The following is a 13,666-nucleotide window of genomic DNA, read 5'->3' as shown; positions in this document are numbered from 1 at the left end:
CTGTCATGGAAGAAAAAGGCATTATCGGCGTCCATGGCTCGCGATTGGCTGCCCTGGCGGCAGTCGGAACTGTGATGGACGCCATTATCCTTGTCGCCGTCGACCCCTAATCCGGAATAAGCCCCCCTTTTCATCGGCATTTGCCCCGATGGCGGCGAGCCACCCGGTGCTAGCCTTGTCAGCCATCGACTACCGTCAACCAGAACAGCAGCAGGCGAGGCGTTTTCATGAGTTCACCGGCCATTCAGTCCGCCCTGACCCAGATGCAGAGCCTGGCGACCCAGGCCGCCGGCCAGTCGGCCAAGGGACAGCAGGTCTCCACTCAGGTGGGGGCGGGGGGCTTTGCCGGGGAGCTGCAGGCGTCGATCCAGCGCATCAACCGCCTGCAGCAGGTCTCCGCGGCCAAGGCGCAGGCCTTCCAGGCCGGCGACCCCAGCGTGGAACTCAACGACCTGATGGTCGACATGCAGAAGGCCAGCGTGGCCTTCCAGATGGGCACCCAGGTGCGCAATCGCCTGGTGACGGCCTACAAGGACGTGATGAACATGCAGGTGTGATATTGCCTGCTGCGCTCGATTTCCCGTCCGCCGGCGGTACTCAAGATCCTCATTGAGCAAACACCCGCTAGGCTTCCAGGCTGAGCAGCCGCCCCTGCACCTCGCCGAGGCGCTCCGCCACCCGCAGCACCTCCTCCGAGGGAATCTGACGGATCACCTCGCCGTTCTCGCGGTCGACGATACGCGTCACCACCCGCGACTCCACCTCCCCCAGCTCGAACTGCACCCCGTAGTGGCGCATCACCTCGTTGATGCGCTGGATCGGCTCGACCAGCTCACCGCGGCTAGGCGGCACCTGGCCGCTTTCCGCCTGGGCGAGGACGCCGCCGGCGGCGGGCAGGGCGGTCTCCAGCACGCGCTCCATCTGCTGGCGGGGCGTCAGTCCCTGCAGGGCGGGACTGACGGCGGTGACGCTGGTGGCATCATAGAGAGGTGAGCTCATGGCACGGTTCCTTGGCGGACGTTGTTCTAGGCGAGACACCCCGGCAGGCTGCCGCGGCACCCTTTGATTCGATCGCTTCCCTCCTTTTATCGGCACGGGGGCGGCAGAGCTTTAGCTCGGCCGCCCCCGGGTGCCCTGACGTCAGCCTGAAGGCCTACGAGAAGGCGGGTTCGCGCTGGCTGGAGGCGGTGGGCGCCCAGGCGGTGGGCAGCGAAGTGTTCTCGCTCACCTTGAACTGGCCGATCAGCCGGGCCATGTCGCTGGCCTGGTCGTCCAGCGAGCGGCTGGCGGCCGACACCTGCTCCACCAGGGCGGCGTTCTGCTGGGTCACCTCCTCGAGTTGGGAGACCGCCTGGTTGATCTGCTCGATGCCCGCCGACTGCTCACCGGTGGCCGCTGCCATCTCGGCCACCAGCTCGGCGACCTTCTCCACCTGGCGAGTGATCTCGGCCAGGGTCTCACCGGTGGTGCGCACCAGCCGCTCGCCCTCGTCGATGCGCGCCACGTTGGTGCTGATCAGGCGGCGGATCTGCTCGGCCTCCTCCGCGCTGCGGCTGGCCAGCTTGCGCACCTCCTGGGCCACCACCGCGAAGCCGCGCCCGTGCTCGCCGGCGCGGGCCGCCTCCACCGAGGCGTTGAGGGCCAGCAGGTTGGTCTGGAAGGCGATGTTGTCGATCGCCGCGACGATGGAGGTCACCTCCTGGTTGGCGGTATGGATCTGCTCCATTGCCGCGCTGGCCTGCAGGGCCACCTCGTTGGCGGCGCGGGCGTGTTCGGTGGTCTCGCCGGTCATGGTGCGGGCGGCGTGGGCGTTGTCGGCGGTCTGGCGCACGGTGGCGGTGATCTGTTCCATGCTCGAGGCGGTCTCCACCAGGGAGGCGGACTGCTCCTCGGTGCGCTGGGCCAGGTCCTGGTTGCCCTGGGCGATCTCGCCGCTGGCGACCTCCACCGAGAGCGCCCCGCGGCGGATATTGGCCACCAGCTGCTCGGTGGCGTCGGTGGAGTCGTTGAACGCCCGGTAGAGGCGGCTCAGCTCGTCGGTGCCGAGCACCGGCAGGCGCCGGGTCAGATCGCCGCCGCGGCTCTCGATATCCTCGAGGGCGAGGCGCAGGGAGCGCGTGATGCTGCGCACCACCAGGAAGGCGAAGAGGATGGCCAGGCCCGCGGCGACAAGCGTCACCACGGAGTAGGCGATCAGGTCCTGGCGCGCCTCGCGGCGCAGGGCCGCCGCGGCCGTCTCGACCTCACCGATCGCCGCGTACTCTACGTCGCGCAGGCGCTCGATCTTGACCGTCTGCCAGTCGAACCACTGTTCGGCATCGACCTCGAAGTCGCCCATGACGCCGCGCTCCACGGCCACCTGACGCAGCGGCACCAAACGCTCGATCTCCGGGCCGCTCAGCGCCTCGGCCAGCCGCTCGCGAAGGCTGGCACTCGCCAGGCTGTCGAAGGTCGCCAGGAAGGCCGCTTCCTCACCGACCAGCGAGAGCAGGCGCTGGTGGGCGGGGGCGCGCATCACGTTGGCCCCGAAGGCGTTGGTGAGCAGGGCGCGCTCGATGCCCGCCAGGTCCTTGGCCTCGAGCAGGGCGTAGTAGGTGGAGAGCCCGCGGGTGATGCTGGCGGCCTCGGTGCGCTGGGTCATGCGTCCGACCAGGGTCATCAGCTCGCCGTTGATGGCGGTGTAGTGGCCGATGGCCTCCTCGGCGGCGATCGCCAGGCCGTCGACCCGCTGGCGAATGCCCTCATGGCTCGCCAGCAGCTGCTGCACCCGGTCGAGACTGCCCTGCATCCGCTCGTCCAGGCGGCTCTCCATGTTGTCGATGTAATCGCGCAGGGCCGCGATCTGGGCATCGGTCTGCGAGCGCTGGGCCGCCAGGCGGTTGCCGAACTCGCTGCCCTGGCTGCCCAGGTAGTAGCCCGAGGTCATGCCACGTTCGCGCTGCATCTCATGCACCAGGTAGCCGGCGCGAAGGGCGAGCACGGCCAGCCCCTCCAGCTCGGCCATGTTGGCGGCCAGGCGCTGGCGTTCGAGGATGCCGCTGCCCGCGAACCAGGCCAGGGCCAGCAGCGGCAGCAGCAGGGTGAGCAGGAACTTCCTGCCCATGGGGATGCGGTGAAGAAGGTGGGTCATCAAGGTCTCTCCGGAGGGTGGCAGGCAGCCTGTCTGAAAGCGTTATCGGCAGTGTGCCTTTAGGCTTTAGGCGAACGGGCAGCCACCGGTGCCGACGATGACCCAGGTCAAAAATGCGCCGCCCTATTCGCCACGCCTGAGCCGGCGGAGGGCGGCCAGGCGAAACGCCTGCTCAAACCTCCGATTCCAGAAGTCATGGTTGAAGGTTGGCATCTCGCACCTAAGTGCTGCCCGATGAAGTAGTTGACACCAAGGATGCAACGGCGCAAATAAAGAGCCTCGGTCGAGGTCTATTCCGGCATCGCCCCGCCTTCCACCCTCTGGATCCGTGAATGCCCTACTCCTCGAAACCTGCCGAATCCGACATGTCCGGCATGATCCAGTCCTGCGGCGCCCTGCTGGTGCTTTCCGCAGACCTGGGGCAGGTCCTGCAGGCCAGTGACAACCTCGCCGAGGTGGCCGGTGTATCGCCGGATACCGCCCTGGCGCACGGGCCCGGGAAGGTGCTGGGCCATGCCCTCTGGCAGCGGCTGTCTCGTGAGCTGCAGGGGCGTGCCCGGCTTGCGGCCGCCGTGGTGATCTCGCGGCGGGTGGCGGGCCAGGTGCGGCGCCTGCAGGTCGATCTCCATCGACAGGGCGAGCGCGTATTCGTCGAGATCGAGCCTCTGCACGCAAGCAGTAATAAGCGCCGACTGCTGGCCGCGGTGAGTGGCTGGCTTGTTCAGCTGGCGGCAGCCGACCACCCCGACCGGCTGCTTGAGACCCTGGTGGAGGGGGTGCAGTCGATCACCGGGCACGACCGCGTGCTGGTGGCCAGCTTCGATGCCGAGGGGCACGGCGCCGTGGTGGCCGAGTCGGTGGCGGCGAAGGTGCCCTCGCTGATGGGCATGCGCTTTCCCGCCAGCGATTTCCCGCCCCAGATGCGGGAAGTTTTCGAGCGTCAGGCGGTGCGCAGCGTCCCCGATGTCGAGGCGGCCTCCATTCCCCTGAGGCCCCGCCGAGACCCCTTGACGGGGGCCCCCGTCGACCTCTCGGCCGCCCTGTTGCGGGGGCTCTCCTCTGCCCAGCGGCACTACCTGCGGGCCATGCAGGTCAGGGCGGTGTTGACCGTCGCCCTGCAGGGCGATGCCGGCCTGTGGGGGCTGCTGATCTGCCACGGCCTGGCGGCGCATCCGATCTCGCCGCTGGCCCGGGATGCGGTCGTCAGCCTGGTGCAGATGACCACCCAGCGCCTCTTCCTGCTCAAGGCGCGCCGCGAGGCCCGCTACCTCGAGGAGGTGCGAGACAGCCGAGAAGCGGCCGCGAGGCCATGGCGCCGGCTACCCAGCCGCTGCTTGGCCAGCTCTTCGAACAGTGGCGCGAGGAGGTGCGCGGCCGGAGCGCGCCCTGGGAGAGGATCGAGCGGCTGGCCGCCATGGACCTGGCCGAGGATCTGGGGGTGATGGCCGCGGCCCAGCAGATTCACCGGCTCTATGCCGACCTGCGCCGCGAGCGCGAGGCCCTGGCCGAGGCCAACCGTCGCCTCGAGCGGCTGGCCCACTACGACCCCCTGACGCAGTCCTGGAACCGCTACAGCATCGAACGCGCCCTGGATGCCGAGATCGGCGCCGCCGAGCAGTTCGTGGTGATGGCCAGCCACTGCGGCCTGGAGTCGGGGCTGGGGCTGGCCGAGCGGCTGCGCGCCCATGTGGCGGCGCTCAGCGTGCCGGGTCTTTCTCGGCGCATCACCATCAGCATCGGGGTGGCTACCTGGCAGCCGGGCGATACCCGCAAGAGCCTGCTGGCCCGCGCCGATGCCGCCATGTACCGGGCCAAGCACGGCGGCCGCAACCGGGTGGAGTCTTGAGCGATACACTGGCCTGCCCCTGCCATTCGACTGATTTTTCCGAGACTTGAGTGATACCTTCGTCTCTCGTGCTGCGCTGCGATACGCTGTTATTATCCTTCGCGATAAGAACAAGGACATTCTTCATGTGTAACCCATGCCACTCCCCGGATGGTCTGGCGGGCCGTGATGCTGCCATCGAAGAGGCGCTCTCCCTGCCGGCAGGCGCCGTGACTTTCGAGCCGGCCTCGCCTGAGGTCTTCTGCCGCCAGCTGCACGTGGCGGTCGAGCAGAGCCCCGTCGCCATCGCCATCACCGATCTCGACGGACGCATCCTGTATGCCAATCGCTGCTATCAGGAGATCTCCGGCTATTCCCTGAGTGACCTGCTCGGCCGCACGCCCGCCCTGGTGCAGTCTGGTGAGACTCCCGCTGAGATCTATCGCGAGCTCTGGGGCGCCATCACGAATGGCTGCGTCTGGGAGGGGGTGCTGAAGAATCGCCGCGGCAATGGCGAAATCTACTGGGCGAAGCAGGTGATTACCCCGGTGCGCAACGCCGCGGGCGAGCTGGTCAACTTCGTGGCCGTTCAGGAGGATGTCACCAAGCAGCGCCGTCAGCAGAACGAGCTGCGGTTACTGGCCATGGTCTTCGAGACCGGCCAGGCGACCCTGATCACCGATGCCGAGATGCGCATCGAGAAGGTCAACCAGGCGTTCGTGGATATCACCGGCTACCAGGCCGAGGAGGTCGTCGGCCAGACGCCCCGGCTGTTCAAGTCCGGGCGCCATGACAAGGCCTTCTACGACCGCCTCTGGGAGTCGCTCGAGACCACTGGTCACTGGCAGGGCGAGATATGGAACCGCAACCGCTTCGGCGAGGTGTATCCCCTCTGGCAGTCGATCACCGCGGTGCTCGACGACCACGGCCAGGTGCGCAACTATGTGGCGGTGTTTCATAACATTAGCGAGCGCAAGCGCATGGAGCAGGAGCTGGAGCGTCAGGCCTCGCGTGATCACCTCACCGGCGCCTACAACCGCCGCGCCTTCGATACCGCGCTGCGTCAGGCGATGCAGGAAGCCGAGCACGATGGTCAGCCCCTGTCCCTGCTGCTGCTCGATATCGACCACTTCAAGGCCGTCAATGATCGCCATGGTCACGACGTCGGCGACCGTGTTCTCCAGAGCGTGGCCAAGCGGCTGAGCACCAGCCTGCGCAGCAGCGACCTGCTGGCGCGCTGGGGCGGTGAGGAGTTCGCTATCCTGCTCCCCGGCACACCCCTCAAGGGGGCAGCCACCTTCGCCGACCGGCTGCGGGCTCAGGTTGCCGAGCAGCGCCTGCACGGGATTTCGATCACCGTCAGCATCGGTATCAGTGCTCTCCGTCCCGGTGAAGGGCCCGAGGCGCTGCTGCGCCGCGTGGACACTGCGCTCTACCGCGCCAAGAATGCCGGACGCAACAGCGTGGTGGTGGATGCCGAGCCAGGGGGCAACGGCGAGTCAGCGCATGGGGAAGAGATGCCGTGATGAACTCCTTCTCTTCCATCAACCCCCTGGCGTTTCCCGCCCGCTACGCCGAATCCGGCTTTCAGCATGCCGACGAGGCGATCCTGGTGACCGATAAGCACCACTGCATCGTGGCGGCCAACCCGCGTTTCATGGAGCTGACCGGCAAGCCGCTGGATGCGCTGATCGGCGAAACCCTCGAGGCGGCGGGGCTTGAGGGCCGCTGGCATATTGACAGGCCGCGCTTTCTGGCGGAGCTGGAAAATGGCGGCCGGGCGCGTGCCGAGGTGCACTGGCGCGATGCCCGTGGCCATGAGCGCCCCGGCCTGCTCTCCGCGCGCCGGGTGCGAGAGCCCAGCCGCGAGCCCTATCAGGTGCTGGTGCTGACGGACCTGGCCTGCCTGGCGGTGCCGGGGGGCGTGCCAAGCTCGACCCGTGAGGTCTACTTCGACAGCCTGACCGGGCTGCCCAATCAGCAACTGGTCACACAGCTGATCGAGGAGTCGATCCGGCATGCCCGGCACTCGGGTGGCCAACTGGCCGTGTGCGCCCTGGATATCGACCACTTCAAGCACCACAACGACCAGCTGGGCCGCCAGCTCGGTGACCTGCTGCTGGCCACCTTTGCCAAGCGCATCACCCACCTGATGGGCGGCGAGGACGTGGTCGCCCGGGTGGGGGGGTGACGAGTTCGTGCTGCTGCTCCACGGCGTCTCGGGCGATGCCATCTATCAGCAGCTGCTGGAGGCCATCGAGAAGCCCCTGGTCCTGCAGGGCCACAGCGTGCGCCTGACCGCCAGCCTCGGCGTCACCTGCTTTCCCGACGACAGCGTCGAGGGCGACGTGCTGCTGCGCCATGCCACCCAGGCCATGTATCGGGCCAAGCAGCGTGGACGCAACACCTTCCACCGCTTCGACCCCAATCAGGACCGCGAGCTGCAGGTGCGCCAGGAGCGGCGCACCCGGCTGGCAGAAGGGCTCGAGCTGGGCGAGCTGCGTCTCCACTACCAGCCCCAGGTCGACCTGTTCGATGGCAGCGTGGTGGGCGTCGAGGCCCTGGTTCGCTGGCAGCACCCCGAGGACGGGCTGCTGGCGCCGGGCGCCTTCCTCTCGGTGGTCACTGGCTCCCACCTGGAACAGGAGCTCGGCGAATGGGTGCTCGAGGCCGCCCTTAAGCAAATCACCGAGTGGCAGGGCATTGGCATCGACCTGCCCGTGCACGTCAACATCAGCCCCCCACATCTTCTGAGCGACACCTTCGTGAGCAGCCTGGAAGCGCTGCTGGCGCGCTACCCCAATGTATCGCCAAGCCGGCTCAAGCTGGAGATCCTCGAGAGCACTGCCATCCATGACGTCCAGCAGGCGCTGGCCACCATGCGCCGCTGTCAGGCCATGGGCATCGACTTCGCCATTGACGACTTCGGCACCGGCTTCTCCTCGCTGACCCACCTGCGCCAGCTCCCGGTGGACCTGATCAAGATCGACCAGAGCTTCGTGCGCGACATGCTCAGCGACCCCGACGACCTCGCCATCGTCGAGAGCGTCATCTTCATGGCCAATCGCTTCAAGCGCCCCATGCTCGCCGAGGGGGTCGAGACCCTCGCCCATGCCCGCGCCCTGGTGAAGCTGGGGTGTTCCCTAGCCCAGGGTTACGGCATCGCCAGGCCGATGCCGGCCGAGGCGCTGGCCGCATGGCTCAAGGACTGGGCGGTGCGTCACGAATGGCGCGCCCTCTCCCTGCAGGCGAGTTGCCAGGGTTGATGGGGGTCAATATTTCGGGCCGCTGTCGTCGCTAGACTGCGATGTTTTTTCTGACAATTCTTGCCGAAGCGAGCCACGTGATCCCATGAGTCAGGAACTCCCCATCGAGCGCATCATGCAGTCCGCGCTGCTGACCTGCGACCCGACCACGCCGCTGAGCGTGGCCGCCGCGCGCATGGCCGAGCGGCGCTGCAGCTCTATCCTGGTAGTGGAGGCCGGCAAGCCGGTAGGCATCTGGACCGAGCATGACGCCCTGGCCGTGGACTTCACCGACCTGGCGGCCCTGCAGCGCCCCATCGCCGAGGTGATGAGCGCGCCGGTGGCCAGCCTGCCGCGCACCGCCACCCTGGGAGAGGCGGCGATGACACTTGGTAGCGCGCGGCGTCGCCACCTGCTGGTAGTGGGCGATAACGGCGAACCCCTCGGCATGCTGACCCAGACCGATCTCGCTGTGAACCAGGGTATCGAGCCCTATCTGCGCCTGCGCGAGGTGGGCAGCGTGCTCAGCCACCGCCCGCTGGTGCTGCCGGGCCACCTGCTGCTTGCCGAGGCTGCCGCGGCCATGCGTGAGCATTGCGATGCTGCCGTGGTAGAGGCGAACGCCGCAGGCGAACTAGGCATCATCACCGAGCGCGACATGGTGCGTTTCATCGCCCGCTACCCGGGCAACACCCCGGTGGCGGAGCTGGCCAGCCGCCCGCTTATGACGGTGGGCCAGAATGACACCCTGATCCATGCCCGCGACCGCCTGATCGACCTGCGGCTGCGTCACCTTGCGGTGGTCGACGTTAACGGCCAGGTCGTCGGCCTGCTGGGGTTCCGCGATATGCTGGCCGGCGCCGAGCGGCTCTACGTGGAGGACCTGCGCCGCGCCCTGAAGCAGCGCGACCAGGCCTTGGCGCTCTCTCGCCAGAACCTGCAGATGGCCGAGCGGGTGATCGATGCCTCGTTGGAGGGCATCATCATCACCGATCCCAACGGCGTGATCGAGTACGTCAACCCGGCCTTCTGTCAGGTCACTGGCTACAGCGAGGAGGAGGCGATCGGGCGCACGCCGGCGCTGCTCTCCTCGGGACGCCACGACGCCATCTTCTACCGGCAGATGTGGCATGAGTTGGATACCCACGGCTACTGGCGCGGCGAGATCTGGAATCGCCGCAAGGGCGGTGCGCTCTACCTGGAACGGCTGACCATCACCGCCATCGGCGATGACGACGGCAAGGTGACCCACTACGCGGCGCTGTTCACCGACATCACCCTCATTCGCGAGAACGAGGAGCGGGTGCGCCGGCTGGCCTACTACGACCCGCTCACGCGACTGCCCAACCGTCGCCTGCTGGAAGATCGCCTGAAACTGGCCATTCGCCACGCCCATCGCCAGCAACAGGGGCTGGCGGTGATCTTCATCGACCTGGACCATTTCAAGCAGGTCAACGATACCTTGGGCCACGCCGTGGGCGACGAGCTGCTGTTCCAGGTGGCCCAACGGCTGCAGTCGCGGCTGCGCGAGGACGACACTCTGGCCCGCCTCGGCGGCGATGAGTTTCTCGCCCTGCTGCCGGAGCTGAACAGCCTGGAAGAGGTGACGCTTGTGGCCCGCCGGCTGATCGACGCCATCGCCCAGCCCTTCGAGGTGCTCGGCAACACCTTCCGCATGGGCTGCAGCCTCGGCATCAGCCTCTACCCGGAGGATGGCACCAGCGCCGACGCCCTGGTGCGCAGCGCCGACACCGCCATGTACCGTGCCAAGCGCGAGGGGCGCAACACCTACCGGCTGTTCCGCGCCGAGATGAACGACCACGATAGCCGCCTGCTGGCGCTGGAGAGCGCCCTGCGCGACACCGTAGAGAGTGGCGAGGGGCTGGCCGTGCACTATCAGCCGCTGGTCAATCGTGACAGCGGCGAGGTCGAGGGCGCCGAGGCGCTGGTGCGCTGGGCGCACCCCGAGTTCGGCAGCGTCTCGCCGGGGGTCTTCATCCCCATGGCAGAACGCTCCGGGCTGATCATTCCGCTCGGGCGCTGGGTCATGGAGGAGGTGGCCGGGCAGCTCAGGGCATGGCGCCAGGCAGGGCTCAACCCGCCCCGGGTGGCCGTCAACCTCTCTTCCAGCCAGTTCTGGCAGCGCAGCCTGGTCGAAGAGATCCGCCAGCTCTTCGAGCGCTTCGAGCTGCCGCCGGGGCAGATCGGCTTCGAGCTCACCGAGAGCGTGCTGCTCGACCGCCAGCAGGAGGCTGTGGCCGTGCTGAGTGACCTGCGAGAGCTGGGCTGCCGCATCGCCATCGACGACTTTGGCACCGGCTATTCGTCGCTCAGCTACCTGCAGGACCTGCCTCTGACCACCCTCAAGGTGGACCGGCGCTTCGTGCAGCGCCTGACCGGCGACGAGAGCGAACGGCGCGGCAGTGCCGCCATTGTCGCCGCCGTCACCGGCCTGGCCCTGGAGCTCGGCCTGCGCGTGGTGGCGGAAGGGGTGGAGACTCAGGAGCAGCTCGATGCACTCTCCCGCTACCCGGTCACCCTGATCCAGGGATATCTCACCGGCAGGCCGGTAGACGCCGCGACGTTTGAGAGCTGCTATCTGAGCCGCAAGTGGGACTCCTAAAGTAGTTCTGCAGGCTGCCGATATTGTCTTTTCGGTCAATATGTTGCCGCAGCCTTGCCGCGGCGCAGCCTGCTAGGGAGAACCTCATGCGTCATCTTTCGATTCGTGCCAGCCTGCTGATGGCCTTCGGTGCCATGCTGGCGCTGATTCTCGGCATCAGCGTGCTCAGCTTTCAGGCACAGGGAGTCAGCAGAGCGGCCCTGAATGACCTGGTGCGCGTCAACCTGGCCCAGGCCAATCATGCCAACCGGGCCGACGTGAACGTCGCCGAGATGCGGGCCCACATCGTGCGCTTCGGTGAGTTTGCTCGCCAGGGGCAGGACGCCGCGGCGGCACGGGAGATCGCCCTGGCAGGGGAGGCCATGGAGCGTGCTGAGGCTCGCATGGAGGCCTTTCGCGGCATTACTCTCGGCCCTTCCGCCGAGCGAGCCCGGCTGGTGGATGAGATGAACGCTGCTTATTCCGAACTTGTCAGCCCCGGCTTCAAGTCCGCCATTCTGAGTGGTGAGCTGGAAGGCATCTTCGCCTATCGTCAACAGGTCACCGAGGCGGGGGATCGCTTCGCCGATATCATGCGCGAATTCATGAGTTTCTCCGAGAGTCGTGCCGATATGGGCTATGCGGGTGCCGCAGCGGCCGGCGAACGCATGCAGTGGATTTCCATCGCCCTGTTGGTGCTCGCCCTGTTGGTGTCCGGCCTGGTGGTATTGCTGATCAGCCGGCGTGTCGTGGCACCGCTCCGCGAGGCGGTAGGCCACTGTGAGCGCATCGCCGAGGGTGATCTCACCGGCACCATCGACCACCGCAGCCGCAACGAGATCGGCCAGCTCCTCGCCGCCCTGAGCGGAATGCAGGATCGCCTGCGCGGAATCGTCACCACCCTGCACGCCAGCAGCGACAGCGTGGCCACCGGGGCGACCCAGATCGCCGAGGGTAGCCAGGACCTGGCCTCGCGGACCGAGGAGCAGGCTTCCGCCCTGCAGGAGACCGCCTCCAGCATGGAGCAGATCGCCTCGACCGTGCGCCAGAATACCGACACGGCCTCTCAGGCTAACGAGATCTCCCGCACCGCCGCCGAGCGCGCCGAGGTGGGCATCAAGGAGGTCGAAGCCAGCGTCGAGCTGATGCAGGGCATGGAGGAGAGTTCGCGCCAGATCGCCGAGATCATCGGGGTGATCGACGGTATCGCCTTCCAGACCAATATCCTGGCGCTCAACGCCTCGGTGGAGGCGGCCCGGGCCGGCGAGCACGGCAAGGGCTTTGCGGTGGTGGCAAGCGAGGTGCGTATCCTGGCCAGCCGCACGGCGGACTCCTCCCGTCAGATTCGCACCATGATCGAGGAGGTGACCCAGCGCATCAGCGAAGGCTCCCAACAGGCGGGTCGCAGCGGTGAGAAGATCCGCGGCGTGGTGGAGTCGGTGCGCCAGGTGGCGGCGATGATCGACGAGCTGGCGCTCGCCGCCCAGGAGCAGCAGTCCGGCGTCGAGCAGGTGGGCACCGCGGTCTCTCAGATGGACGCCGTGACCCAGCAGAACGCCTCCCTGGTGGAGCAGACCTCCACCGCCGCCGCTAACCTCAAGGACGAAGCTCAGCGCCTGGCCGAAGTGGTCGGCACCTTCAAGTTTGAGGCCGCCCAGGCAAACCGCTCCCCGGACGCCCCCTTTACCCCCGCTGCGCCGGCCCTCGGCAACGGGCGCCCCTCCCAGCGGCCTGCGCTGCAGGCCCCCGCCGCCGGTTCCAGGGCCCCAGCGCAGCGCCAGGCGCAGGCCGAGCCGGAGTGGGAGGAGTTCTGAGCTTGCTGCAGCAAGCCACGGTAACACCATGCGGGCGCGTGGCTAATTGCCATGTAGGAGCGCAATTTATTGCGCGAAAGGCGGTGCTAGCGGCGTCGCGCGTCCGCCAGATAGGGTGCGGAGAACGCCTTGATGTGCTCTAACGTGTCCAGCAGCGCGCTTGCAAGACGAAATGCCTTGTTCAGTAGGCTGGCTTGGATGTCGGGGTCGTCGGGATACTCGTGAGAGAATTGGTTGCGCATCTCCCTGAGCTGTAGCCACTGGAAAGCAGACGGGATCGCGCCAATTTTCTCTAGCCGATTCACCTTGTCGATGAAGGCGGGAAACTCGCCGGGCTCCTTTGTCAACTCCAACACGTCCGGCAGCAGCTTCGCTCCCATTGCGTCCTGCAATTTCGAGAATCGCATGATGAATTGATCCACTACGGCCAGGTCGATATCCGAGAGCCCGCCGAGATCAGGCGGCGAGAGAGGAAACTTGTCGCCAAGTGTGGACATTGCCCAGCGCAGCCGCTCCGCATGACGCTCGCAGATGTCGAGGGTGCCTTCAAACGCTGCTGTCAAAGGTGCACCCCGCTTTCCCGCGCTACCCGGTGGATCGGCAGCTGGCAGCCCCCGGGCCGCTTGATCACCAGGTCGATCTTCTGGTCGCCCAGGCGCTGATGCAGTTCCACCAGCGCATCAAGTTTGGCCTCGACAATCTCGTCGGCGCTCTGAAGCGGTGTCTCCACCATCAAATCGATATCGCCGCCCCGAGCGTTGTCGTCGGCCCGCGAGCCAAACAGCCATACAGCGGCACTTTCACCGAAGTGGCGCTTCAGTACGTCAACGATGATGTGGTGCTCCTGCTCGCTGATCCGCATTCGTCTTGCCTCCCAAGATGCATGGCAAGTCTAGCACAGGCCCCAGTGCCTCCACCCGCCGGCCGGGCGGCGCGACCCTGTAGGCTTGTAGGCAGAGGCGCAACAAACTGCGCGAGACGGCTGCACTGGTGGGGTAGGGCAGCTAAAAAGCCCCTCAAGTCTTCCTTCCAGTGGACGATATCTCTCCA

12 protein-coding genes are annotated in these 13,666 nt (G+C 67.0%); 8 read left to right on the top strand and 4 right to left on the bottom strand.

What is annotated here, in order from left to right:
• The first annotated feature begins 227 nt into the window (after window positions 1-227).
• Window positions 228-557 carry a flagellar hook-basal body complex protein FliE gene (fliE, locus tag HIR79_RS15215; protein ID WP_110069269.1) on the top strand — a complete coding sequence of 110 codons (330 nt, stop codon included), beginning with the start codon at window positions 228-230 and terminating at the stop codon, window positions 555-557.
• Window positions 558-624: 67 nt separating this feature from the next.
• Here fliE and HIR79_RS15210 read toward each other — a convergent pair whose 3' ends face one another.
• Both HIR79_RS15210 and HIR79_RS15205 read right to left on the bottom strand, forming a co-directional pair.
• On the bottom strand, window positions 625-999 hold the full coding sequence (locus HIR79_RS15210; protein ID WP_169958969.1) for a flagellar protein FlaG: 375 nt from the start codon (window positions 997-999) through the stop codon (window positions 625-627).
• A 154-nt stretch (window positions 1,000-1,153) separates the two neighbouring features.
• Window positions 1,154-3,130 (bottom strand): methyl-accepting chemotaxis protein, encoded by a 1,977-nt coding sequence (locus HIR79_RS15205; protein ID WP_249322184.1) that lies wholly within the window; start codon window positions 3,128-3,130, stop codon window positions 1,154-1,156.
• A gap of 332 nt (window positions 3,131-3,462) precedes the next feature.
• On the opposite strand from HIR79_RS15205, the gene HIR79_RS15200 reads away from it, so the two are divergent.
• The 7 genes from HIR79_RS15200 (at window position 3,463) to HIR79_RS15180 (ending at window position 12,616) form a co-directional block, all read left to right on the top strand.
• The gene (locus tag HIR79_RS15200) at window positions 3,463-4,572 is read left to right on the top strand and encodes a GAF domain-containing protein (protein WP_249322183.1); all 1,110 of its coding nucleotides are present in this window, start codon (window positions 3,463-3,465) and stop codon (window positions 4,570-4,572) included.
• On the top strand, window positions 4,545-4,976 hold the full coding sequence (locus HIR79_RS18575) for a GGDEF domain-containing protein (protein ID WP_349304984.1): 432 nt from the start codon (window positions 4,545-4,547) through the stop codon (window positions 4,974-4,976). Before HIR79_RS15200 ends, HIR79_RS18575 begins: the two co-directional genes overlap by 28 nt.
• Before the next feature lie 125 nt (window positions 4,977-5,101).
• On the top strand, window positions 5,102-6,481 hold the full coding sequence (locus HIR79_RS15195; RefSeq protein ID WP_169958968.1) for a sensor domain-containing diguanylate cyclase: 1,380 nt from the start codon (window positions 5,102-5,104) through the stop codon (window positions 6,479-6,481).
• Window positions 6,481-7,146 (top strand): GGDEF domain-containing protein, encoded by a 666-nt coding sequence (locus HIR79_RS18570; protein WP_249322181.1) that lies wholly within the window; start codon window positions 6,481-6,483, stop codon window positions 7,144-7,146. Before HIR79_RS15195 ends, HIR79_RS18570 begins: the two co-directional genes overlap by 1 nt.
• A 7-nt stretch (window positions 7,147-7,153) precedes the next feature.
• Window positions 7,154-8,221, top strand: a complete 1,068-nt coding sequence (locus HIR79_RS18565; protein WP_249322180.1) for a putative bifunctional diguanylate cyclase/phosphodiesterase — start codon at window positions 7,154-7,156, stop codon at window positions 8,219-8,221.
• 85 nt (window positions 8,222-8,306) lie between these two features.
• On the top strand, window positions 8,307-10,823 hold the full coding sequence (locus HIR79_RS15185) for an EAL domain-containing protein (RefSeq protein ID WP_169958967.1): 2,517 nt from the start codon (window positions 8,307-8,309) through the stop codon (window positions 10,821-10,823).
• A gap of 86 nt (window positions 10,824-10,909) precedes the next feature.
• Window positions 10,910-12,616: a methyl-accepting chemotaxis protein gene (locus tag HIR79_RS15180; protein ID WP_169958966.1), complete on the top strand. Its 1,707-nt coding sequence runs from the start codon at window positions 10,910-10,912 to the stop codon at window positions 12,614-12,616.
• Window positions 12,617-12,702: 86 nt separating this feature from the next.
• Here HIR79_RS15180 and HIR79_RS15175 read toward each other — a convergent pair whose 3' ends face one another.
• Entirely contained in the window at window positions 12,703-13,179 is a 477-nt protein-coding gene (locus HIR79_RS15175; protein ID WP_169958965.1) for a hypothetical protein, read from the bottom strand.
• On the bottom strand, window positions 13,176-13,478 hold the full coding sequence (locus tag HIR79_RS15170; RefSeq protein WP_169958964.1) for a nucleotidyltransferase domain-containing protein: 303 nt from the start codon (window positions 13,476-13,478) through the stop codon (window positions 13,176-13,178). Before HIR79_RS15170 ends, HIR79_RS15175 begins: the two co-directional genes overlap by 4 nt.
• Window positions 13,479-13,666: the final 188 nt, after the last annotated feature.

The sequence above is a fragment of the Halomonas sp. PGE1 genome, assembly GCF_013000985.1.
Classification (GTDB): Bacteria; Pseudomonadota; Gammaproteobacteria; order Pseudomonadales; family Halomonadaceae; genus Halomonas; species Halomonas alkalicola.
Note: the sequence above shows the minus strand (reverse complement) of the source record. Positions and strands in the feature narration are given on the sequence as shown.

Bases quoted from the DNA above. Each gene is read 5' to 3' on its own strand.
- HIR79_RS18570 (WP_249322181.1), top strand. From the start codon at position 6,481: ATGAACTCCTTCTCTTCCATCAACCCCCTGGCGTTTCCCGCCCGCTAC.
- HIR79_RS15195 (WP_169958968.1), top strand. From the start codon at position 5,102: ATGTGTAACCCATGCCACTCCCCGGATGGTCTGGCGGGCCGTGATGCT.
- fliE (WP_110069269.1), top strand. From the start codon at position 228: ATGAGTTCACCGGCCATTCAGTCCGCCCTGACCCAGATGCAGAGCCTG.
- HIR79_RS15205 (WP_249322184.1), bottom strand. From the start codon at position 3,130: ATGACCCACCTTCTTCACCGCATCCCCATGGGCAGGAAGTTCCTGCTC.
- HIR79_RS15180 (WP_169958966.1), top strand. From the start codon at position 10,910: ATGCGTCATCTTTCGATTCGTGCCAGCCTGCTGATGGCCTTCGGTGCC.
- HIR79_RS15210 (WP_169958969.1), bottom strand. From the start codon at position 999: ATGAGCTCACCTCTCTATGATGCCACCAGCGTCACCGCCGTCAGTCCC.
- HIR79_RS15170 (WP_169958964.1), bottom strand. From the start codon at position 13,478: ATGCGGATCAGCGAGCAGGAGCACCACATCATCGTTGACGTACTGAAG.
- HIR79_RS15200 (WP_249322183.1), top strand. From the start codon at position 3,463: ATGCCCTACTCCTCGAAACCTGCCGAATCCGACATGTCCGGCATGATC.
- HIR79_RS15185 (WP_169958967.1), top strand. From the start codon at position 8,307: ATGAGTCAGGAACTCCCCATCGAGCGCATCATGCAGTCCGCGCTGCTG.
- HIR79_RS18575 (WP_349304984.1), top strand. From the start codon at position 4,545: ATGGACCTGGCCGAGGATCTGGGGGTGATGGCCGCGGCCCAGCAGATT.